At 37.9% G+C, this 22,829-nt stretch carries 18 protein-coding genes; 9 read left to right on the forward strand and 9 right to left on the reverse strand.

Annotated elements, in window-relative coordinates:
- Window positions 1-122: 122 nt before the first annotated feature.
- Both BC008_RS36715 and BC008_RS36720 read left to right on the forward strand, forming a co-directional pair.
- Window positions 123-356 (forward strand): Nif11-like leader peptide family RiPP precursor, encoded by a 234-nt coding sequence (locus BC008_RS36715; RefSeq protein WP_027845206.1) that lies wholly within the window; start codon window positions 123-125, stop codon window positions 354-356.
- 1,169 nt (window positions 357-1,525) lie between these two features.
- The gene (locus BC008_RS36720) at window positions 1,526-3,112 is read left to right on the forward strand and encodes a B12-binding domain-containing radical SAM protein (protein WP_027843670.1); all 1,587 of its coding nucleotides are present in this window, start codon (window positions 1,526-1,528) and stop codon (window positions 3,110-3,112) included.
- A 4-nt stretch (window positions 3,113-3,116) separates the two neighbouring features.
- Here BC008_RS36720 and lon read toward each other — a convergent pair whose 3' ends face one another.
- On the reverse strand, window positions 3,117-5,591 hold the full coding sequence (gene lon, locus BC008_RS36725; protein WP_058184174.1) for an endopeptidase La: 2,475 nt from the start codon (window positions 5,589-5,591) through the stop codon (window positions 3,117-3,119).
- 358 nt (window positions 5,592-5,949) lie between these two features.
- Between lon and BC008_RS36730 the strand changes: the two genes are divergently transcribed.
- Entirely contained in the window at window positions 5,950-6,606 is a 657-nt protein-coding gene (locus BC008_RS36730; protein WP_027843672.1) for a phosphoribosyltransferase, read from the forward strand.
- Window positions 6,607-6,702: 96 nt separating this feature from the next.
- On the forward strand, window positions 6,703-7,419 hold the full coding sequence (locus tag BC008_RS36735; RefSeq protein WP_027843673.1) for a dienelactone hydrolase family protein: 717 nt from the start codon (window positions 6,703-6,705) through the stop codon (window positions 7,417-7,419).
- 495 nt (window positions 7,420-7,914) lie between these two features.
- Here BC008_RS36735 and BC008_RS36740 read toward each other — a convergent pair whose 3' ends face one another.
- The gene (locus tag BC008_RS36740; RefSeq protein WP_027843674.1) at window positions 7,915-9,345 is read right to left on the reverse strand and encodes an LCP family protein; all 1,431 of its coding nucleotides are present in this window, start codon (window positions 9,343-9,345) and stop codon (window positions 7,915-7,917) included.
- Between the two features lie 113 nt (window positions 9,346-9,458).
- Here BC008_RS36740 and BC008_RS36745 point away from each other — a divergent pair, with 113 nt between their 5' ends.
- From BC008_RS36745 to BC008_RS36760, 4 genes are all read left to right on the forward strand, one after another.
- Window positions 9,459-10,523 (forward strand): mannose-1-phosphate guanylyltransferase, encoded by a 1,065-nt coding sequence (locus tag BC008_RS36745; protein WP_027843675.1) that lies wholly within the window; start codon window positions 9,459-9,461, stop codon window positions 10,521-10,523.
- 397 nt (window positions 10,524-10,920) lie between these two features.
- Complete coding sequence (locus BC008_RS36750; RefSeq protein ID WP_027843676.1) at window positions 10,921-12,567, forward strand: ABC1 kinase family protein; 1,647 nt, start codon at window positions 10,921-10,923, stop codon at window positions 12,565-12,567.
- Window positions 12,568-12,707: 140 nt separating this feature from the next.
- Window positions 12,708-13,694, forward strand: coding sequence for an ABC transporter ATP-binding protein (locus tag BC008_RS36755; protein ID WP_027843677.1), 987 nt, complete (start codon window positions 12,708-12,710; stop codon window positions 13,692-13,694).
- A gap of 280 nt (window positions 13,695-13,974) precedes the next feature.
- Window positions 13,975-14,763: an ABC transporter permease gene (locus BC008_RS36760; RefSeq protein WP_027843678.1), complete on the forward strand. Its 789-nt coding sequence runs from the start codon at window positions 13,975-13,977 to the stop codon at window positions 14,761-14,763.
- Between the two features lie 139 nt (window positions 14,764-14,902).
- Here BC008_RS36760 and BC008_RS36765 read toward each other — a convergent pair whose 3' ends face one another.
- The 7 genes from BC008_RS36765 to BC008_RS47070 all read right to left on the reverse strand — a co-directional run bounded on the left by BC008_RS36765 (window position 14,903) and on the right by BC008_RS47070 (window position 21,915).
- The gene (locus tag BC008_RS36765) at window positions 14,903-15,145 is read right to left on the reverse strand and encodes a hypothetical protein (protein WP_027843679.1); all 243 of its coding nucleotides are present in this window, start codon (window positions 15,143-15,145) and stop codon (window positions 14,903-14,905) included.
- 309 nt (window positions 15,146-15,454) lie between these two features.
- Window positions 15,455-16,213, reverse strand: coding sequence for an N-acetylmuramoyl-L-alanine amidase (locus BC008_RS36770; protein ID WP_027843680.1), 759 nt, complete (start codon window positions 16,211-16,213; stop codon window positions 15,455-15,457).
- 402 nt (window positions 16,214-16,615) lie between these two features.
- A complete protein-coding gene (locus tag BC008_RS36775; RefSeq protein WP_027843681.1) occupies window positions 16,616-17,293 on the reverse strand; it encodes a hypothetical protein in 678 nt (225 codons plus the stop codon).
- Between the two features lie 818 nt (window positions 17,294-18,111).
- On the reverse strand, window positions 18,112-19,344 hold the full coding sequence (locus tag BC008_RS36780) for a serine/threonine protein kinase (protein ID WP_058184176.1): 1,233 nt from the start codon (window positions 19,342-19,344) through the stop codon (window positions 18,112-18,114).
- Between the two features lie 152 nt (window positions 19,345-19,496).
- The gene (locus BC008_RS36785) at window positions 19,497-20,336 is read right to left on the reverse strand and encodes an alpha/beta fold hydrolase (RefSeq protein WP_027843682.1); all 840 of its coding nucleotides are present in this window, start codon (window positions 20,334-20,336) and stop codon (window positions 19,497-19,499) included.
- Window positions 20,337-20,611: 275 nt separating this feature from the next.
- A complete protein-coding gene (locus BC008_RS36790) occupies window positions 20,612-21,061 on the reverse strand; it encodes a helix-turn-helix domain-containing protein (RefSeq protein ID WP_058184177.1) in 450 nt (149 codons plus the stop codon).
- A gap of 656 nt (window positions 21,062-21,717) precedes the next feature.
- Window positions 21,718-21,915 (reverse strand): nitroreductase family protein, encoded by a 198-nt coding sequence (locus BC008_RS47070; protein WP_201026194.1) that lies wholly within the window; start codon window positions 21,913-21,915, stop codon window positions 21,718-21,720.
- Between the two features lie 92 nt (window positions 21,916-22,007).
- Between BC008_RS47070 and BC008_RS36795 the strand changes: the two genes are divergently transcribed.
- Entirely contained in the window at window positions 22,008-22,799 is a 792-nt protein-coding gene (locus BC008_RS36795; protein WP_058184178.1) for a spondin domain-containing protein, read from the forward strand.
- The last annotated feature ends 30 nt before the right edge of the window (window positions 22,800-22,829 follow it).

The following is a 22,829-nucleotide window of genomic DNA, read 5'->3' on the forward strand; positions in this document are numbered from 1 at the left end:
GGTTAAAAAATAATTATGTTGTATAATTATTTATATTTAAAATAAATTTTCCTTATAACATTTGGAATCGCGAAAGCTGGGAAAAAGTTTAAAAAATCGTCCTTCCAGAAGGAGGTATAGTTATGATTCAGGAAAATGCTGCCCGAATCTATAAACAAGTAGAGCAAGCCCATGCTCAACAGGAAAGACAAAAAGCCCTTAGCAATCCAGAAGATTTCATTCTTTTAGCTGCAGCTAGAGGCTATAACTTCAATGTCAAAGATTTAGAGACTCAACTGAGCCAATTGTCTGATGAAGATGTTGCAGGTATTTTTAATCCAGGTATTGGACCAAGGCGACATCTGTTTCCAAGATAAAAGAATTAAGAACTGAAGAGATAGCTGCTTTGCTTGTAGAATTCTACATCTATCAGACTGCAAATAGATGTTTGTCTTTTTGGGATATTGCTCTGCCCAAAAGATAAAGCGGGTGGACGTAAATACTACGATGGGATCCGGTTGAATTGCCGACGAGATTTAAGCTGTTCGGCATTTATTTTGAAACAAAAACTCAGGCTCTAAAAGCATTAGAGACACTAAATTATTCAGTTTAAGTGTACGTCAGCCTAGCATTTTTAGTTAAATACTTATCATTCCATTCTCGGAGTTTTTATGTCCTCTTCTTTAACCCAGGGTACTCTCGTCACAATCATTGGTGAAGCTGTATAGCGCTACGCGCAAGTCGTTAGCGTAGCGTGTCCGTAGGACATAAGTCATTAGCGGCTAGCGTAAGCGTACCGGTTTGGATGCGTCTAAAGACGAATGCACAGGTCTGACGACGTTAGCGCAGCAAGAGGCTTTGCCGTCGCCGGATCCGTAAGGTGACGTAGTCATAGGCTCCGCCCGTTTGGCTTAACCGTAGGTAGCGCAGCAAGAGGCTATAACTATAGCTACGCTACTTACGGAGCCGTTACCTGTGGATCTGCCGTCGCCCTTCTGCTCTAGGTTATGACGCTGTTGCGTCACACTGCGTTAATGCGTGTCCTACGGACACAAGTCAAAAGCACACTACTTGCTCATAGCTTTTAGGATTCATTGATGTCCTAACCTAATTGCGTAGTGCTATAGATGGTTTGTTTGATTAAGATTTATACAAAGAAAAGTTACATAACTTTTTGATTGAAGCCTTCCCACTACTCAGACAATTTATACTTGAAGCTGTGCTGAACTCCAAGGCTGAAAAGCTTCATATAGCTTGATTTAGAAAAAATAATTTGGCGCATCTTCAACTACTGAAGGTATTTGTCAACGACCCAGGTCTAAAGACACTGGGCTTCGGGCCCAAGGTTTAAGGCGTAGTTGACTAGACTAAGGAATGAGAATTTAATAACCTGTTATTTTGAAATTTGGAATGGTGCGTTACGTGATCCTAACAGCGCCCCACTTTTATACTTTATTTAATCCACATTCCTAAGTTATTCGCTTTTGAAAGACTGGGTTTACAGAGGCAACGGCGATACTGCAGGCTCTGCTACCGCGAGGTTATTATGAAAATACTACTACTCTATCCTCTATTTCCCCAGTCCTTTTGGTCTTACGATCGCTTCATGGAGATTGCTGGACTGAAGGCAGTAATTCCACCTTTGGGAATTATTACGGTTGCAGCACTCTTACCACAAGATTGGGAGATTCGATTTCGCGATCGCAATGTCGCTTGTGAAACTGAAGCAGATTGGGAGTGGTGCGATCTGGTGATTCTTTCAGCCATGATTGTACAGAAGCAGGATTTCCACCGGTTGATTCATAAAGCAGTCCAGTTGGGAAAGAAAGTTGCAGTGGGTGGACCCTATCCCACCTCTGTCCCTCAAGATTCGTTGGATGCTGGAGCTGATTTCCTGATTCTGGATGAAGGCGAAATGACGGTTCCTTTATTTCTTGAGGCACTTTGTCAAGGTGAAACCAAGGGCATTTTCCGCTCTATTGAAAAGCCGGATGTTACCCAAAGCCCAATGCCACGCTTTGACCTGCTTGAACGTTCTGCCTACTTGATGATGGCAATCCAGTTTTCCCGTGGGTGTCCCTTCAACTGCGAATTTTGTGACATCATTTCTCTTTATGGTCGCAAACCCCGTACGAAAGAACCGGAACAAGCTCTTGCTGAGTTACAAACCCTTTATAACTTAGGTTGGCGTGGTTCACTTTTTATTGTGGATGACAACTTTATTGGTAATCAGAGGAATGTCAAACGCTTCCTGAGAGAATTGATTCCTTGGATGCAGCAGCACGACTATCCCTTTACTTTTATTACGGAAGCCTCAGTCAATCTGGCAGAGGATGATGAATTACTTCAACTGATGGGTGAAGCAGGCTTTTATGCAGTCTTCCTCGGTATCGAAACCCCAGACCAGGATAGTTTACAAGTTACTCGAAAACTGCAAAACACCCGTAACCCCCTTGTGGAAGCTTGCAACAAAATCAATGATGCAGGAATGCTTATTTATGCAGGATTTATTCTTGGTTTTGATGGAGAACGTTCCGGGGCGGGCGATCGCATACAAGAGTTTATCGAACAAACTAACATTCCTCAACCTATGTTGGGCATCCTTCAAGCTCTACCCAATACCGCCCTCTGGGAGCGGTTAAAAAAAGAGCAACGCTTAATTGAGGGCAATGGTCATCTGACAGGCGACCAGAATACTATAATGAATTTTGTCCCAACACGCCCCATCGCAGATATTACTAAAGAATATGTCGAAGGCTTCTGGATACTGTACGAGCCTCGAAACTATCTCAGACGCTGTTTACAGCAATGTCTTAAGATTTGTTCTTTGAAAAATCAAAAACACATGATGCAATTTTCTTTAAGTAAGAGGATGCGGTTTATCACTCAACTTATTTGGCACCAAGGCATTCGCCGTCCTGAAATTCGGTGGCAGTTTTGGTATCAACTCTTGATTGTCCTGTTGAGAAAACCGCAGCTTCTCAATATGTACCTGGGATTATGTGCTGCTGGAGAACATTTTTGGGAATATCGCATGTTAGCTAGAGAAAGCATTGCCCGACAGCTTGGCTACGATCCGCTCCAACTTTCTACGACATCGGCACCTGCTCCAGAAGCAACACTGATACAATAATTTATCAACTCTTAAATGGCTGCAGCAAAGCATTTTCAAGAACTTGGTCAATGCGATCGCAAAAGATAAATTCTAGATGCTTGCTAACATCTTCTGGAACATCTACTAAGTCTTTAGCATTTTGTTGAGGTAATATTACCCTCTTAATACCAGCACGACGAGCGGCTAAAACTTTTTCTCGAACTCCACCAATGGGAAGGACTTCGCCGCTCAGGTTGATTTCCCCGGTCATTGCTGTATCTGTTCGCACAGCACAATCCATTAATAAAGAAGCAATTGCAGTTACTATTGTTACACCAGCAGAGGGCCCATCTTTAGGAACTGCGCCGGCTGGGACGTGAATATGTAGGCCATTGGTTTGAAAAACAGTGGTATCAATACCCAATAAAGCTGCATTTGACCAAACATAGGAATAAGCAATGCGAGCAGATTCTTCCATGACTTCACCCAGGTATCCAGTCAGCACAAGGTCTTTACCTTGTGATAATGTCACTGCCTCCACAAACAAAACTTCCCCACCAGCCAAAGTCCAAGCTAGACCACAAGCGACACCCGATTGAGGTGACTTTCGCATCTGTTCTCCTAAGAAGACTTTTGCTCCTAGTTGGTCTTCTAACTGTTCTGGATCGATAACTACAGAATTAGTATCACCTGATGCATGACGTACTGCAACTTTACGGCAAAGAGTACCTAAATTTTGCTCTAATCTTCGAACTCCTGCTTCGCGGGTATAATTTTTAATTACTAGCCTAAGGGTTTGTGAAGGTATTTGCACTGCATCTTCAGGAAGTCCAGCTTTTTCAATCTGGCGTGGTAGCAAATATTTTTGGGCAATGGCTAATTTTTCTTCTTCAGAATAACCCGACAGTTCAATAATTTCTAATCTATCGAGTAATGGTGCAGCAACTTTAGATAAATCATTTGCAGTACCAATAAAAAATACTTGGGATAAGTCAAAATCTAAATCTAAATAGAGGTCGCGGAAGCAGTAATTTTGTTGTGGGTCAAGAACTTCTAATAATACCGAAGCCGGATCGCCGCGATAGTCCATACCAACTTTATCCAACTCATCTAGCATAATGACTGGATTTTTCACCCCAGATCTATGTAGAGCTTGGACAATACGACCTGGCATTGCACCAACATAAGTACGCCTATGACCCCGTAGTTCAGCTTCATCACGCAACCCACCTAAACTAATACGCTCAAATGGGCGACCTAAAGCCCGAGCAACGGAGCGCCCCAGACTAGTTTTACCTACTCCCGGTGGTCCGACAAAACATAAAACCGTACCAAAAGCAATACTCCTGGGAAAGTCGGAGTTAGTAACTTTCACCTCTGGTTTATCTTTTTTTATGGGTTTCTGTTTGAGTTTAAATGTTGCTAAGTGTTCAATAATGCGGTCTTTTACTTTACTTAAACCGTGGTGGTCGGCATCCAAAACTTCTCTGGCATTCTTTAATTCTAAATTATCTTGGACTGTTTGGTTCCAAGGCATTTCTAATAGCCAGTCAAGATATGTGCGAATTACGCCCCCTTCTGCTGAAGCATTACCAATTCTTTCTAGACGCGATAATTCTCGTTTTGCTTGCTTATCTACACAACCGGGTAACTGAGTTGTAGCTATACGGGTTCGTAATTCTTCAATTTCTTGAGTTTCCGATTTACCTTCCCCTAACTCTTGTTGAATTTTCTTCAATTGTTCGCGCAGAAAGAATTTTCGTTGTTGTAGATCGATTTCTTTTTTGGTTTCGCCTAGAATTTGACCTTGTAGGCGTTGAACTTCTACTTCTTGGCTCAAATCTGCAAGTACCTTTCTAAGAAGTTGTTCGAGATTTTCTTCTTCCAGTAATCCTTGAATTTTATCGAGATCGTGGGGGAGAAGCATACTACTTTGATAAGCCAATAGAGCTGGGTTATCATTATCTTGCAAGAAAGCTAAAACTTCTTGGGGAAAAGTAGAATCAGAAGTAGCTATTTCTCTCCATTGGGATTTAATTGCTCCGACTAATGCTTCTACCTTAGCTGCTGATTTTCCTTCAAGCTCAGAAGTATTATCTTGATGTAGTTGTGGTAGTCGGTGGTAATTAGTTTCACAAATACGATTGGTTATTTGTATTTTGTCGATACAAACTCTCTCTATCCCTCTAAGGATAACTTGAATACCTCCTGCCATTGGTAAGCGTATTACGCGTTGAACTACTGCTAAGGTTGCAACAGGATAAATCTCCTCCAAGCTTTCAATTTCAGCTTTTTGGTTTTTTTCTAATCTTTGCCGCGATTCTGGTCGAACTCCAGCAATTATTAATTGCTTGTGTGATGTTAATGCTGTAGCTTCTACTACTCCTACAGAGTGCGATCTAACAACCATGACAGGTAATGTAATCCCTGGTAGCAAGACAACATTAATCAAAGGAAGAAGCAAACTGCTTTCCAAGGTTTTAGGTTTCCCGGAAAATGGGTTTGTCAAATAATTCATGTAACCCCCTATGTAAAAATTGCCAGAAGTTTTGTGGAATCAATATTCTGGAATTAATATTCTGCGCTTAATGCCTTTTACTCGATGGTTTTGAATCAGTGTTTTATAGGTTTGTAATCAAATAATATTTTGAAACTATCTAATTTAAATTTAAGTCAAAAATCTAAGGAATTTGTGAGCTATTCCTTGAGGAGAGAATAATGTGGTAAGTCCTCACAAGTTCCTCACGTTTTTTATATAAATATAAGATGGGTTCGATGGTTTGAAGTACTGAGGGACAAAAATTAGAGTTGTTGTCTCATGTAATTACATTTTGTGGGGTAAAGCCAGTGCTCTTCATGTTAAGGGGGTGAGATTAATGACAATTAAATTCCGCGATCGTACAAAAGCAGGGAAGCTAGTCGCTCAAAGACTTAAAGCCTATGCAAATCGCCTAGATACAATTGTGCTGGCTGTACCCCGTGGTGGAGTTCCAGTAGGATTTGAGGTCGCAAAATCATTAAACATCCCGCTTGATATCTGCATCATTAGAAAACTTGGGGTACCACATCATAAGGAATTAGCGATGGGTGCGATTGCACCTAATGGAATTCGAGTACTCAATTATAGTGTTTTAAATGACTGGGAAATTGATAGTAAGATAATTGACAAAATTGCTAGTAAAGAATTACGAGAATTAAGAAGGCGCGCTCGTTCCTATAGAGGTCATTGTCCGTCGCTGAATGTACGTAACTGTACAGTAATCCTTGTAGATGACGGCATTGCTACGGGCTCAACGGTACGGGCTGCGATCGCCATACTACAAGAACAACAACCCAAGGAAATAATAGTAGCTATTCCTGTCGCACCAGCAACAGTCTACGAACAATTAAGGGCAGAAGTCGATAAAGTAATATGTTTGGCAACTCCCGAACCTTTTTATGCTGTCGGCTTATATTATGATGATTTTTCCCAAACAAGTGACAAGCAAGTACATGAATTGCTAGAGAAATCTTCAGTAATGCTTACCGCGTAGATATAGAAAATTGTAGTGCAAGGGGTAAATTTAACGACTTAAAAGTAATTACTTTAATACTAACTACGCATCAAAAACTTGTAAGAGGGTGTCCAAATGACTCGAAATTTTTTATACGATGTTGAGGAAAAACTAGTTTCAGTGAAGCTGGGTTCAATTAGTTTACAAGCTGAAATTGTTTTACCTGAGGATTCCCAGGGGATAGTTATCTTTGCCCATGGTAGCGCTAGTAGTTGCTACAACACTCGCAATCGTTATCTTGCCCATATTTTACGTCAGAGTGGAGGACTTGCAACTATACTAGTTGACTTATTAACAAAAGAGGAGGAAGCAATCGATCTGAGAACTGCTCATTTCCGTAATAGTATTACTTTCCTCGCAACAAGATTAGTCTGTATCACTGACTGGTTAATTGATAATTCCATCACTAATAATCTGAAAATTGGTTACTTTGGTGATTGTGTCGCTGGAGGCGCTGCATTACTTGCAGCAGCACAACGTCCAACAGTTGTTGAAGCATTAGTTTCTCGTAGTGGAGAAACTTATCTGGAATCTAAGGTTCTATCCTATGTGCAAGCTCCGACACTAATGATTGTCGGTGGATGTGATATTTCAGCAATTACCGTGAGTGAAGATGCGATGACAAAAATTCAGACACCCAAGAAACAATTAGAGGTAATTCCAGGAGCAACTTATCAATTTCAGGAACCAGGTGCATTGGATGAAGTTGCTCGTTTAGCAAGTTGTTGGTTCAAGCATTATTTGACATCCCCTCATAAACAAGATTTACACCTTCATGCGATGTCTCTGTAACCGACTCAGATTTTATAAGGCTTTGGTAAAAGTTTATTACAGAGGCGATCTGCGTAGCACCATTGCAAGTGAAGTAGATAGACTTAAGCCGCCTAAATACTAGAAGAAAGGAGGTTTGCGGCTATCACATTTCCCGCATAAGCACTGGCTTATAAAGATGGTCAAGTTTACGCGTCTGTCACAATCCCTTGTGTTTTTAACCAAGGGAGATGTCAACAAAATTTTATAATAATTATGGAGAAAACCCCGGTCTATGCCTACGACACGCAAGCTATTAGCCCGGGGATGAATACTAATAGCAGGTTTTAACCTGCCATAATTTTAGTAGTCAAAATTATGCGAAAATGCTAGTGGAAGACAGTGTAAACATTTAAAGAAGCATTTAAAAGTGCTGCCTTGCCTATATCTCCTGCATCGAGGCTAGGAGTTTTAGGTTTAGACTAGTTCTTATAAATTTGAATTGTAAATTGTAGTGTGAATCGCAAAGTTGTCAAATTATTGTGACCAATCTTGACCAATCCGAATGGTAATATCTGATTGAATATCACCAGCAGATGATACTTCTATTTCTCCCGTACCTAAGATTTTTTGCAATTGTTTCCCAGCTCTTTTATTTCCTTTCTGAATGATGATTTGAGTTTTAGCATGGGGATCTGGCCATTCTTCCGCAGTATAAATCTGTGTAAATCCTTTTTGTTTTAAAGAATTAATTAGTTGTTTAGTTAACTGTGGTTTACCAGTTGTATTCTGAATGGCAACTTTCAGCTTTTTCAAAGGTCGAGAATCAGATCTAATACCCGATATATTCACACCAGTATATTTTTCCAATAAATCCGCTCTACCATTAAGACTTAACCAATAACTATCGGGATCGCGACTCAAACGACTAAATATTCCTGGCAAAGTTGTCATCTCGAACTTATCTCGTTCCAAGTTAAGTGCAAAATTAACCAATGCCATCATTTCTTCAAGCCTGAGATTAGTATCAACATGTTTATCCATCATGCGAACTAACTGGGGTAATTCAGGCAACACCGTAGGACTTGAAAGACGTTGCCGCAACCCTTTTAATAATGCTTGTTGTCGTTGTACTCTTCCTAGATCTCCCTTACCTTCTTCTCGGTAGCGAACGAACTCCAGGGCTTGGTCTCCATTTAAATTTTGCCAACCTTTAACCAAATTAATGGATAAACCCTGAGTTCGATCTCGGTAGACCATTGTTTTAGGAACAAATACTTCTATACCACCCAAGCGATCTATCAATTGACGAAAACCACTAGTGGAAATGCGAATGTAACGGTCAATTGGAGCATTACTTAAAGTTCGACTTATTACCCTTGCAGCTAAAACAGGACCACCTTGATTGTTTGCTTCCGATACTTTAGTTAGACCCTGCTCAGGAATCGAAATCATTGTGTCCCTAGGGATAGATAATACCCGAATATTTTTATTCTGTTCGTTAGGGTTGATACGTAAAAGTAACATTGCATCACTTTTACCACCAAAACTATCGGCAGAACCATCCACTGCACCCTTCACCGGTTCAATCCCCAAAACTAAAATGTTCATTGGTTTAATGAATTGGTATTCGGAGATACTGTTCCATAAATCCCCTGGTAGTGGTGAGGAAGTCGCGCGATCGCCAGCCCATCCCAATTCATCTTCGGTACGATCGATGTCACTCCATAGGGGTGTCCACAATGCCAGAGTTGATGCTAATAAGCCCGACAAAGTAACCCCAACAACACCAGTCATAAACCAAAATAACCATTTAGGTATTCTTAAACCCAAACGATGATAAAGCTGGCTGGGAATAGAACTAGCTTTAACGGTAGTTTTATCTTCTGTGTAAAAACTTGTCTTGCTTGATACCTCAGATGACTGAGATACTTTTTGGTTTACTCTACTTTTTATTTGGTCAATCACAACTAACTCCCCACTCTACCACTCCCTAAAAGTTATGTTAAAGCAATAAAAGTTGCCAGTTCTTAATGTCACAGTAAACTTGTAGTGTTCCTCAATAATGTATTTATGAAAATATGACTAAACCATTCTTTCCTGTAATTCTTGCTGGTGGAAAAGGCGAACGTTTTTGGCCCTTGAGTCGCAAAGAACGCCCCAAGCAATTCTTATGTTTGGATGGTGGTTCTCGCAGTTTACTACAATCAACTGCAGATAGATTACTAACACTTGCAGGAGATTGGAACTCATTATGGGTCATCACTGCTGCAGTGGTAGCAAAAGGAGTCAGGGAACAGTTACCCCAATTACCATCCGACAACTTACTGGTTGAATCTGAAGGAAGGGACACAGCTGCTGCGGTTGCTTGGACGAGCTTGGAAATTAAAAAACGCTACGGAGAAGATGCAATCATTGGTTTTTTTCCCGCGGACCATTGGATTGCCGATTTAGATAAGTTTGCTGGTACTTTAGATGCTGCAATTGAACTTGCAAGCAATAAAGATGCCATAGTCACTTTGGGGATCAAACCTACTTTTCCATCTACTGGTTACGGCTACATCGAGCAGGGAGAAAATACGGGTAGTTTTAATAACTTGCCAGCTTATCATGTTAACCGCTTCACTGAAAAGCCCGATCGCCGAGTTGCAGAAACTTTTTTATCTACAGGACGCTTTAGTTGGAATAGCGGAATGTTTGTTTTCCGGGCAGGTGTTGTCCTCAACGAACTTCACAAACATGCTCCTGAAATTATCGAGCCACTAGAGAAAAATGGTCCGAGTATTTATCCGCAATTACCTAAAAAAAGTATAGACTATGCCTTAATGGAAAAAACCAGTCTAGCGTATGTTTTACCTGCAGAATTTGGCTGGGATGATTTAGGTGACTGGAATGCTATTGAGCGTTTACTAAAAACTGAAAATACTTCCAATGTAGAATTAGCTAACCATGTAGGCCTAGATACTAAAGGAGCTATTGTTTATGCCACAGATAGAAATGATGTTATTGTTACCATTGGTTTAGAAGATGTGGTGATTGTTCGCGATCGCAACGTGACATTGATGGTAAAAAAAGAGCGCACTCAAGAAATTAAGCAGTTACTGAAAACTCTCAAAGAGGATTCCCGATTTACTCATCTTTTGTAAGCTATTGTAAATAGTTAATTTGCAGAAGATATGAGAATAATTATTTTTAAATTAATCTTAATTCTTCTGTTAATAATTTAGCAAATAAGCCATCTTCGTGTGGAAAATGTAATTTTTATTTAAGTCCGTTGAGGGATTTGTAAAGTTAATTGGGGTACATCTTAAATATCAACTAATTAAATAGAGGAAAAATAATATTAAATGTCCAAATATATGATATTTAATCTCTATATATTTTATTTTTGATATTTGTTCCCCAATACTTTTATCACTTAATAGTTAGCAGTTCGCAGTTCATGGCTAATACCACACCCTTACGAGCTACAGTTAATAATTATTAATCAATAATCTCCACTTCCCAATTCCTAATTCCCACTTTCCAATTCCCGATAACACAATGTTCATAACCCAAACAGTTCCTCGTCAAAGAGAAATTATTGAAGTTTTACTACGTAATGGCTGGGACTATATGAGGCGATTACTAACTGGTGGTAAAGCCGATAGACCTCAGTTACCGACTCCAGCTGTTTTAAAAAATATTTTGGTAGATTTGGGACCAGTATATATTAAGCTAGGACAGCTTCTTTCCACTCGTCCCGATTTACTCAGTGGTGCATATATAGATGAACTTTCAACCTTACAAGATGAAGTTCCTCCAGTACCTTGGTCAGAAGTTGAAATCATTATTCGCAAACAATTAAATAAACCATTAAGTGAAATATTTTCTACTATCAATCCCATACCTGTAGCTGCAGGTTCTATCGCTCAAACACACCGCGCAACTTTAGCAAATGGTCGCGAAGTTGCATTAAAAGTACAACGTCCTGGGATAGATATTACTGTTTCTCGCGATATAGCTTTAATTGAAGGAATCGCCGATCTAGTCTCAAGAACTGATTTTGGTCAAATTTATGAAATTAAAACAATTGCGGATGAGTTTTGTAAGGCTTTAGAAGATGAGTTAGATTTTACTCGCGAAGCTGGTTTTACCGATAAATTAAGGAGTAATTTATCTCAAAGTAAGTGGTTTGATCCCCAAAAGTTAGTAGTAGCAGAAATTGATTGGGAATTGACTACACCAAAATTATTGGTAATGGAATGGTTGGATGGAGGACCAATTTTATCTGCTGATTTGGGAAATCATAAAAATGGCAAAGACCCTACTACGGAACGTAAAGAAATTACTTCTTTACTATTTCGAGCTTTTTCACAACAATTATATATTGATGGTTTTTTCCATGCCGATCCCCACCCAGGAAATATTTTTTATCTCAAAGACGGTCGTGTTGCCTTGTTAGATTGTGGTATGGTGGGGAGACTCGATCCCCGCACGCAACAAATATTGATTGAAATGTTGTTGGCAATTGTCGATCTTGATGCTCAACGATGTGCCCAATTAACTTTACAGTTATCAGACGTTTCTCAAAAAGTAAATTTATCTCGTTTGGAAGCTGACTACGACCGATTATTAAGAAAATACTTTAACTTGAGTTTATCTCAATTAAATTTTTCCGAGGTAGTTTACGAAATTTTTCAAGTAGCTCGGAATAACAGAATTCGTTTACCCAGCAATATGGGTTTGTATGCAAAAACAATTGCTAATTTAGAAGGACTAGCCCGCTCCTTTAATCCCGAACTTAACTTTTTAGATGAAATTAAACCTTTAATAACAGATCTATTCCGTCAACAATTATTTGGCGATGCTCCCGTAAGATCCCTGTTGAGAACAGCTTTAGATTTAAAAAGTCTGTCTTTGCAATCTCCCCGACAATTAGAATTGGTTCTTGAGCGTGTCACCTCAGAAACTTTGCAATGGAATTTATCACTCAAAGGGTTAGATAATTTGCGTCGAACAGCAGATGATGCAGCTAACCGTTTATCCTTTAGTATATTAGTAGGTTCGCTGATTATGGGAGCAGCAATTGTTTCTAGTAATGCTAAAACCAATCAGCTTTCTATTATTAGTAATGTTTTATTTGCTACCGCTAGTTTACTGAGTATATGGTTAATTATTAGCATTTTACGATCTGGTCGTTTGCGGTAAATTATGCCGGTCGTAGAAAAATATTTCCATAATCTATACCAATTTATTTGTATTCCCCTGCATTTAATTCCAAAATAATAATAAATTAAGAATTGGAGATAGATTCCAACTATTTGTACTGCATCTCCCAATTCAAATCTATGTCTATTATTGTTGCTCAACACTTGAGCAAGTCTTATCCAGTCGCTGTGAAAGAACCAGGTCTTAAAGGTACTATCGATCACTTTTTCCGGCGTAAATATCGTGAAATCAACGCTGTACAAGACATTTCCTTTGAAATCGACCAAGGAGAAGTGGTAGGTTTTCTTGGAGCGAATGGTGCAGGTAAAACAACCACCCTAAAAATGCTCGCGGGGTTAATTCATCCCTCGAAAGGAAAAATTCGCGTTGGTGGAAGAACACCATTCGAACGCCAAGAAAAATTTCTCCGACAAATTACTTTGGTAATGGGACAAAAACAGCAATTATTGTGGGACTTACCCGCACTAGATTCTTTAAGAATCAATGCTGCTGTTTACGAACTTTCAGCAAAAGAATTTAAGCGTAGGGTCGGAGAATTATCTGAAATGCTTTCCCTAGAGGAAAAACTTACCCAACCAGTGCGGAAGTTGTCTTTAGGAGAACGAATGAAAGCTGAACTGTTAGCTGCACTTTTACATCGTCCTCAGGTCTTATTTTTAGACGAACCAACTTTAGGTTTGGATATTAATGCTCAAGTAGGAGTGCGTGACTTTCTGCGCGAATATAATCGACGTTATCGGGCGACAGTGCTTTTAACCAGTCACTACATGGCAGATATTACTGCTCTATGCGAGCGAGTATTATTAATTCATGAAGGAGAATTGATGTATGATGGCAGTCTAGATGGACTTCTGGAAAGATTTGCCCCCTACAGGGAAGTTTATATAGAACTAGAGCGAGATGTACCGGAAGAAAAACTTAAATCCTATGGTGACTTAAAAAAAGTCGAAGGGCGTTTGGCTTGTTATGCGATCGAGCAAGATGACTTAACCCGTGCTGTTGGACGGATATTAACAGATTTAGAAGTTGTAGATTTAACAGTTACAGAACCTCCTGTGGAAGAAGTTATTGGGAGGGTTTTCCAAGGTGGAATTATGAGTGTTTAATGTTTGCTACATCTTTGTGCGTAATATAATTCTGTATCAAAATTTTGGGATTCTGCTTTTTTGCTTCTGCTTTTTTGCTTAAAACTTTAGCATTATTTCCCCAGGTATGAAGTTTTTCCCTGCTTGAATTTTTCTCAGCATGAAGTTTTTAAGCTTGCATTGAAGATCATAATTACTTATTCAATTAGGAAGATACCAAAGTCAATTTTTTAAGACTAAAGGCTGAGTTTATCTATTTTTTTCAGCCACAGTTGAGGAAATATTTCACCACAAGAATTACATGAAAATAATTTGTAACAAAATTTCTACTTTTCTCTCTGTTTACTATGCTTACATGCTGGAATATCGGGCTGAGTTAGTTCTTTGGGTTTTATCTGGCTCATTACCAATTATTTTGATGGGTGTTTGGAGCCAAGCTGCTCAAGGAGGGAATTTTAGTTTAACCTCTGTTGATTTTGCTCGTTACTTTATTGCGGTATTTATTGTTAGACAATTATCGGTGGTTTGGGTCATTTGGGAATTTGAGCGCGAGATAGTTGAAGGTAAGCTATCACCACGCTTATTACAACCTGTAGATCCTGTATGGCACCATATCAGTAGCCATATCTCAGAAAGAATAGCCCGGACTCCTTTTGCAATAGTTCTGATTTTATTATTTTTTCTACTTTATCCTCAAGCGTTTTGGTTGCCAAATTTCGGTAATTTATTACTATTTATAATCGCTTCAGTAATGGCATTTGCCCTGCGTTTTGTGATTCAATATACCTTTGCAATGTTTGCTTTTTGGACGGAAAGAGCCAGTGCTTTAGAAAATTTGTGGTTTCTGTTTTATTTATTCTTATCTGGTTATATTGCGCCTTTAGAAGTATTTCCGGAAGCTATACGAGAAATAGTATTGCTAACACCCTTTCCTTATTTAATTAATTTTCCTGCTGCTATTTTAGTGGGAGTTCCTGTAGATCTAGGACGAGGATTTTTGTCAACTATCGGTTGGTTTTTGCTATTTTTAGGTTTGAATAGAATATTTTGGCGATTAGGTTTGAAGCGATATTCTGGAATGGGTGCTTAGTTTTAATTTTTACTTCGATATCGGTAGAAGGTTATCTAATTGAGTAAAAGAGGGGAGTGTGGGAAGTATAGGAATTATGGGAAGAGGAGGAAATATTTTTGTAGGCGATCGCTTCCTTCAAACAGACACTACAACGCATTCAAGTATTATTTTGCTTTGTATCTGCATTAACTTTTGATTCAACAACTCGGTCCCGTCGAGCAGGTGGTACTAAATATCCTGTAAAAAAGACTGCAAGTATAGTGAGTGGAGTTTCTATTGTACTGGGAATATCTATTTCAAGAATATAGGTATTTGCAATACCAACTGTAAGCTGAACAATAGCAGCAGCGATCGTTGCTGCAGTTACTTTCTGTGCTGGGGTAGGCTTTTCCATTCTCATAGGAATAAACTCCCTTTAATTTTGCAACTCTAGCTAAAACTTCAATTGAAAGATGTTTTAATCGATTCGTTATGGTAGAGAGAATATTTTGTTTGATATCCAGTAGTGCAACAAAAAAAATAGCGATCGCTCATCGTCGGTAATTGATTTTATAAAGACCTACCAAATCTGATACGTCTTTACAGAGTTTTGAGAATTTTGTGGGGAAATAAACTTTATGGTTAATAGATTGTACAAACAAAATTAATGTGGTGGGCTACTAGTTTTATAGTTATATTTATTTACTCAAAAGTAGTAATGCTTAGTCTTTTAGTCATCAATAAATTCGCAGTGTTTGGAGAATATGTAATGAACTTTACGGTCGCCAATTTGCTGCAGAAACTCTACTGCATAATGACCCTCTTCTTCTGCGACTAACTTTCCTCTATATTCTCCTGGGGTAATTTTATATAAATACTCAGCAGCTAAGTCTTCAGATTGTTCTGTGGAAGGTTTAGTATAAGTAGTTTCAAGTACTTTTAAAACACCCGAGATATTTTCTTCCTTTTTATCTTCTCCAATTAATCCATTAACTATTGCTATAGCCATAGCCTGAGCATCAAATATTCTCATATCTATGTCAGAACTAATAAAGCAACATTCAATTAACATTGCAGGCATTGAAGTTTGGGCTAATACCGCAAAGCTATTATACTTAATACCCCTATTTCTGAACCCTAAAGACACAATATTATTTAGTACCAATCGTGCCAAATTTTTTGCTCTACTACGATAATTATAAACATACAATTCAGTCCCATGGGCAGTTTGTTTAGAAAATGAGTTGAAATGAATAGAAATAAAGTAATCCGCACCAATTGAATTTGCTTTACTAGCTCTTTGTCTTAAGGAGCTATTGACACTGCTAGCATTTCTTGGAGTTACAGATACAGCTTTATGACCTCTATTTTTTAGTAGGGCTATAACGGATTCTCCAACTTTTTTCGCCAATTCATCTTCTTTGTATTTTCCACTGACAGCACCGGTGTCGGGTGGGCAATTATGACCAATATCAATAGCAAAAAGCATAAATTTTTCTCCTGCAAATAATGAATAAAATAATGTTTTATAAATAGATATTGATATGAAATCAAGAGAATGTCATTATCAGTTCTATACAATAAAATATTTAGTGAATAATGTAATTTACTATTTGATATTTTTCGTATTATCTTTATGAATAAACTACGAATAAATTACATTATCTCTATTGATATGTCACATTTTTCCATTACCAATAACGATAAAGTCAACTACATTGCATAGATCATTTCATGAGTTGAATTTAGGAATATTTCACAATAAAAATTATTTTTACAAAAACTATTTATGTAGTTAAATAAAAAAGAACGCCTATTTTATGTTTGGCATTCCTCAAATAAAATTAAATGATGTTGAAGTATTTTGCTTTGTATCTTTGCAAAAATTAAATTATTCGAGACCTATATCCATAATATCTTCAGCGTTGTTGTCTACCCCATTAAGACCAACAATATCTTCAAAAGCAGCTACCATAATGCAATATGTTAAAGGAATAGTAACAAGTAATCCTAATCCTAAAACGACTAAACCAGCCAAATTAAGCAAAAATATTGTGACAGCAAAAACTAGGAAAGAAAACCATTTCTTAGTAATTAACGTGCGACTTGCTTCCATCGCAGACCAAAAGCTCATTTTTTTCTCAATCACAAACAAAAGTGAGAACATATAAGCAATAGCTAGATAGATCCCAGGAATAAGTAAAAGTAGAGAAGCGATCCCAATTAGAACGCTACTAACTAGGTTCGCCAGAAATATTTGTAGAAACTGATTAAACCCCCTAAAAAAATCACTGAACTGTTTGGGTCTATTTTTTGCTATCAGGAAAGCAACTATATATGTTCCAGCAGACAAAACAGGTGTAACAACAATGTTTACAATACCTCCCATCCCATCTTCGTTCGTTCCCAAAGGGAAAGGGAGTCTGGAAGCTATTCCAGAAATCAGAAATGTGATTACCAAAAATCCGATGAACCCCCCTGGATACTGTTTAAATATCTCCCAACCACGGCTGAAATATTGACCTATTTTAAGCTCTCGATCGTTAATATCCGATGTATAGTTGGTCATGATGCAGAATTTTAGATTTTCAAGCGAACCTGTTTATTGATACTCCTCATACCCAAAACTGGGAGATTGTTCATTAAGCATATGAACTGAGTGTTAGTGTATCTAAATACACTATTTTTGTCACCTAAGAGAGCACAGCAAGTAAAGATGCGATGAAAGATTAGCAGTAACTGAGGATTTTCTTGATTCTGATTTCTTTACTAGAAATCTTAAACCCCTAGTTGCTTCTAAATTTATTAGAGACTAAAGCCTATTTTCAAATTATGCGATCCCAAAATAGGAAAGCATTTCAAAGGTTTAGGAGACAGGAGCTAAGAGTAGAAAAATCATTTTTCTTGAATCTATTTCATCACAGATTCACCTACCCAAAAATCAACAAAGTAAATTTTTTATTTTCGATAGTAAGTATTTATATTTTCTCAGAAATAGTGACAATTAACATACTGTCACCATCAATAAATTATTTTTCGTAATATTATTAGCTTTCAGCTAAGACATAACAGAAAATAATTTTGACAGTTACCGTAGCTATAAAAATTTGTAATTAGCAATACTTTAATCTTAGAAATCTCATGATAATGCTTTGTTTTATGGGTAGACGAGACAGAAGAAAACTATACTGTCTCCTCTATTTTGTAAATAAATACTCTAACATACACCTTTGTTACTACGGACTTTTACTAGGTTTAACTCAGTATTAATTCTCCGTTTATTCTCAAAGTTGAATATTATTTGCCGTAGTTCACAATTAGGGACTTGAACTTGGGAAATTAGAATCGAGAAGTTAACCTTGAAGACTTGAAATTGATAACTTGAAATTAATAACTTGAAATTAATAACTTGAACTTAAGGACTTGGGATCGAGGATTTGCAAACTCTACTGAGACAGGTTGAGTATGTTCCAAACTAGGTGATGTTTGGTGTGGACTCAAAGAACGAAGAATATTTGCGACCAAAGTTAACAAACCTAATGAAACCAATAGCGCAGCACACAGGGAAAATAATGGTATTTTCTTCGTCTGGGTTTGTGTTTGTTGAATCGCAGTCTGAGGGTTTTGCAGGGCTGTATTGGGATGGTAGGGAGCTTTTCTCTGGGGTAAATTTGAGATGGGATAGCTTTTTGGAAGGATTGGAGGAGCCAGTTGTAATTCAATTTGCTTTAAACGTTGCAAAATCTCCCGAGTATCTTGAGGGCGTTTTTCTACTTTGCGAGCCATCAAATCATCAATGAGATTTAAGAACAATGGCGATATATGATTTGTTTCATTATGCCAATGGAGAACGTCATTTTCTGCATCATATATATTGGGAGGCATTTCTAATGGATGATACCCTGTAAGCAAAAATACAAAAGTTCTCCCTAGAGCAAAAAAGTCTGATTGCGCAACTGTTTCTCCAGTCATCTGTTCTGGCGGTTTATAACCCACAGAATCTATTTCTATCAAGGTACTTGTATTACTAAGCCTTTTTAAGTAGGGCTGACTGAGTTCTTTACTAGTTCCAAAATTAGTTAGTGTTAATTGCTGATTGGGTTTGATTATAATATTTGATGGTCTGATATCTCGATGTAAATAATTTTTTCTGTGGCTTAGACCGAGTATTTCTACTAACTGTTTCAACCAATTTATGGCTTGGGTTTGAGAAATTGATTGACTATTTTGTCGACGCCATTCTTCCAAATCTGTACCGTCGATTTTATCCATTACCATACAATGTAGGACTAAGTTATTTCTAGTTTTATATTGGAAATATATATCATGGTTAGGAATTCCTGGATGCTGTATTTGACCTAAAATATCTGCTTCTTGCTGAAAAAGTTCAATAGTTTCAGAATCTGTAGATAAATATTGTTTTAACAGTCTTAAAATTTTTGTTTCATTATTTACATCAAGCTCATAGGCTTCAGTAAAGTCAGTTTTGTCATTTAATCGACGTTTTACTCGATGTTTTCCAAATACTTCTAATGGCGAACCACAACTCTGACAAAAGCGATTTTCCCGATTAGCCAAACAGTTAGGTTGAGGACAAGAGGGGTTAATACAAATCGTCATAACTTACCAAAGTATAGGTATCAAAAGATAGGAGAGATAGGGAAAACTAGAAAAATTATCTCCTTCCCTATCTTCCCTACCGTACCTGTTTACTATTCATTTCTTTTTACAAATAACAGGTTGACTTGTGAATAAATTTTTCTGAAATATTTTCAATTTTGTGTTGTCAAAAATGAAGCTATAATCCGGTTAAATTCTTCTGGTTGTGTTAAAAAACACCAGTGATTTCCAGGGGCTTGACAAATCTGTAAATTTTTAAGAAATTTTTTGTAAGGTTGTAACTGCCATGACATACGATTAACACCTTTTTCTGGCTGGATTAAAAGGCTAGGGATATCAATTTTTTTTGTCAAACCTGCTACTTGCATCACTTCCGAAAAGATTCCATCGCGAGCAGCAGTCGTAAACTTACTACCCCAGTTACCATCGCTTTTTAGTTCGATTCCTGCTTCAAATACTTGTTGCTGTAAAGTACTCCATCCCTGGTACTGATTTAATTGTCTTGCTTGGTTTTCAGCTGCTTCGTAACTCGTAAATGGTCCCATACCTTTGAGGAAAGGTAAAACTTGATAGAGAAAGGGAAAGGTAATTTTCAGGAAGCTAGGCATTTTCCAAATAAAAATTGGATCCACCAAAACCATACTATGCAAACGTTGGGGGTTTTGTGTTGCCCAAATGGCAGCTAATTTTCCACTCCAGGAATGAGCTACTACCTGAGTAGTAGACCACCCCAAACTATCCATCAGCGCTTCGAGGTCTGCAATCCCGGTTGCAAAACTATAGTTATCTTTTGGTTTGCTGCTGTCACCATGACCGCGCATATCCGGGGCAACAATGTGATAATCTTGAGCCAAATATTCTCCCAAACTAGACCAGACTAAAGCATGATCGGCTAAACCATGTAGTAACAATAAGGGCGTTTTACCTTTATTCCATTCCAGATAGGAAAGTTGAATGTCGGAATGGGAGAAAGTTTTACGTACGGGCTCCATATCAGTTGTTTAATCCTTAGACTCAATCAGTGCTAATAAGATTAGACAATCAATCAATTAAATATATCCCCAAATAGAAAGAGGTAGGAAAAGATATTTTTTTAGTTGGACATTTGATTTGTAATAGTTGCAAGCGCCGACGCGTTCGTGGAACATTTCTGAGCGTATCACAATCTGCTTCCGCTACGCGCCACCCTATGGCTTTGACTCCACACCACAACAGTGGCAAACGTATCGGAAAAATAAATATAACCAAATAATGGTACTATCTTAAACTAATCAACTTCTACCATATTTGTGAAGTCTTCTACAGGTAAAGCCTGTTTCTCTGCTACTAATTGTTTGAGCTGATTTTCTAATTTTGAGCGCTCTGCACGACATTCTTCTAACTCTTTATTTTCCCCAATCAGACCTAATTTTTCCAAAAAAATGGGTAAAGGTAAACCAACAACCTTTGCTAATTGATTTAATTCACCCCATTTGAGTTCATCAACTTCTCCATCCCTCAATAACCATAGTCCTGCATTACTCAAGCCGGATTGAGCCCGCAAGGCTTTCCAATTAGAAATACCCCGTTGCTTCATTAATTCTAGGAGTATTTGATCGTTTCTATTACCCTTTGCATAAACCGTTCCAAATAGAAGTCGAAGTGCAGCGATCGCAAGTACTAAACTTGTCGAACAAGCAAGTAGAAAGTAAACAAAATTTAAATTGTTGGGTATCATAGTACTGTATTTTTTATCTGCGCCTTGATTTTACCTGGGTACATTTTGCAGCATAAATGCAGTTAAACAAAACATCACGATAAAATTAAAGCTTCTTAATTCTTTTAAGAAAAAATCTTTGAATAAAAACTTACTTTATCAAACGTTAATATAAGTTTTCCAGTATATGCCTCATGTCAAGAAATTATAGAAAATGGGGATTATAAGTTTGTCAGAATTTACATGAAGATATAAGCGCCCCAGGAGGACGAAATCAAAAGTTATTAGCGCAAGCGCGTAGGCGTACCAGATTGGCTATAGTTTAAAGAGAATCCCATTTTATTTATTAGCTTGGGTTCCAATAGAATCAAATCTCTTCTTAGAACGCTCATTTAAAGAAAATCCTCAGTTTTGTCATTTTCTTGGAGCTATCCAACAGCGAACAAGCAGCTATTGCTCTTCCCGAAATTACATCAGTATCATATACGAAAAAAGTGACAATTTTGTGACAAAATGTTTCAAGAAAATAAAAAATATGGTTTTATTTCCACTATCGATCAGATGTAGACATTCAATTTAGAATTAGCATCCAAAAATAATACAACAGATATTGGGGGTCCAAGGTTAAGAATTAGTTCTTAACCTTAGACCCCAATATTTAGTTTCTAATCCTTAATTTAGTCGATATAATCTACTACACCTTCAGTAGGATAGCGGACTTTAGGGCTAGTTGCATACTTGTCATCAGCTGCGCGATAACCTGCTGGACAAACAACCACAGACTGATATCCTTGTGCGGGAAGTCCTAAAACTTCATCGTATTTATCGGGGACAAAACCTTCCATCGGACAGGTATCAACGTGATGATTTTGCAAGATTCAGTAAATTCTTACCTATTTCTCAGGAATTATTCATTTAGGTAGTATTCCATAGTTGATACTGGTTAAATGATAGATGATAGTTAAAAATGGTACAAAAAAGAGTTAAAGTTACTATTGAAAATCTTGCACCAGAACAAGGTACTCTTCTTACTCCTGTTTGGGCTGGCTTTCACAATGGAGAATTTGATACATATGACCGTGGTAGACCAGCATCTCCAGGTTTAGAGAGTCTTGCGGAAGATGGTAACACAACTTTAATTTCTCAAGAGTTCCTGCAAAGTGGAGATGGTTCACTCGATATTACAATCGCTGGTCCCAACGGAGTTGCACCTGGACCAATCGATCCTGGGGAGATTACAAGTACAACTGTGACTCTGGATAGTGAGAACCCTAACAGTCAGTATTTTTCTTTTGCTTCGATGGTCCTTCCCTCCAATGATGCATTTGTAGCAAATGGAAATCCTGAAGCAATTAAAATTTTTGATGATGAGGGAAATTTTATTGGAGCAGACTTTATTATTGCTGGGAACCAAGTTTTAGATGCTGGTACGGAAGTTAATGATGAAGCAGAGAATAGTACTGCTTTCTTTGGTCACAGGGAACCAAATACTGGAGTAGATGAAAATGGAGTAGTGCGATCGCACCCAGGTTTTATCGAAGGTGGAAGAATTTTAAGCGCCGATAATTTTGCGAATGCAGATTTTACCGAGCCAGGTTATCAGCTTGCTCGTATTACTATCTCTCCTGATGATGAACCTCTCCCAAGTGACGACAATGTTGAAATTCTCGAACCAGAAGAATTTCCCGGTGCTGGAATTGCTGAAGAACCAGTCGTTATACCAATTCTCTATGAAGATGCATATAATAATGCTTCATAAAATAGAGCTTCAAGGATAAAATCATAGCTT

The organism is Mastigocoleus testarum BC008 (genome assembly GCF_001456025.1).
Taxonomy (GTDB): Bacteria; Cyanobacteriota; Cyanobacteriia; order Cyanobacteriales; family Nostocaceae; genus Mastigocoleus; species Mastigocoleus testarum.

Excerpts from the sequence above, each read along its gene's own strand:
- BC008_RS36715 (WP_027845206.1), top strand. The coding sequence starts at position 123 with ATGATTCAGGAAAATGCTGCCCGAATCTATAAACAAGTAGAGCAAGCC.
- BC008_RS36720 (WP_027843670.1), top strand. The coding sequence starts at position 1,526 with ATGAAAATACTACTACTCTATCCTCTATTTCCCCAGTCCTTTTGGTCT.
- lon (WP_058184174.1), bottom strand. The coding sequence starts at position 5,591 with ATGAATTATTTGACAAACCCATTTTCCGGGAAACCTAAAACCTTGGAA.
- BC008_RS36730 (WP_027843672.1), top strand. The coding sequence starts at position 5,950 with ATGACAATTAAATTCCGCGATCGTACAAAAGCAGGGAAGCTAGTCGCT.
- BC008_RS36735 (WP_027843673.1), top strand. The coding sequence starts at position 6,703 with ATGACTCGAAATTTTTTATACGATGTTGAGGAAAAACTAGTTTCAGTG.
- BC008_RS36745 (WP_027843675.1), top strand. The coding sequence starts at position 9,459 with ATGACTAAACCATTCTTTCCTGTAATTCTTGCTGGTGGAAAAGGCGAA.
- BC008_RS36750 (WP_027843676.1), top strand. The coding sequence starts at position 10,921 with ATGTTCATAACCCAAACAGTTCCTCGTCAAAGAGAAATTATTGAAGTT.
- BC008_RS36755 (WP_027843677.1), top strand. The coding sequence starts at position 12,708 with ATGTCTATTATTGTTGCTCAACACTTGAGCAAGTCTTATCCAGTCGCT.
- BC008_RS36760 (WP_027843678.1), top strand. The coding sequence starts at position 13,975 with ATGAAAATAATTTGTAACAAAATTTCTACTTTTCTCTCTGTTTACTAT.
- BC008_RS36765 (WP_027843679.1), bottom strand. The coding sequence starts at position 15,145 with ATGAGAATGGAAAAGCCTACCCCAGCACAGAAAGTAACTGCAGCAACG.
- BC008_RS36770 (WP_027843680.1), bottom strand. The coding sequence starts at position 16,213 with ATGCTTTTTGCTATTGATATTGGTCATAATTGCCCACCCGACACCGGT.
- BC008_RS36775 (WP_027843681.1), bottom strand. The coding sequence starts at position 17,293 with ATGACCAACTATACATCGGATATTAACGATCGAGAGCTTAAAATAGGT.
- BC008_RS36780 (WP_058184176.1), bottom strand. The coding sequence starts at position 19,344 with ATGACGATTTGTATTAACCCCTCTTGTCCTCAACCTAACTGTTTGGCT.
- BC008_RS36785 (WP_027843682.1), bottom strand. The coding sequence starts at position 20,336 with ATGGAGCCCGTACGTAAAACTTTCTCCCATTCCGACATTCAACTTTCC.
- BC008_RS36790 (WP_058184177.1), bottom strand. The coding sequence starts at position 21,061 with ATGATACCCAACAATTTAAATTTTGTTTACTTTCTACTTGCTTGTTCG.
- BC008_RS36795 (WP_058184178.1), top strand. The coding sequence starts at position 22,008 with ATGGTACAAAAAAGAGTTAAAGTTACTATTGAAAATCTTGCACCAGAA.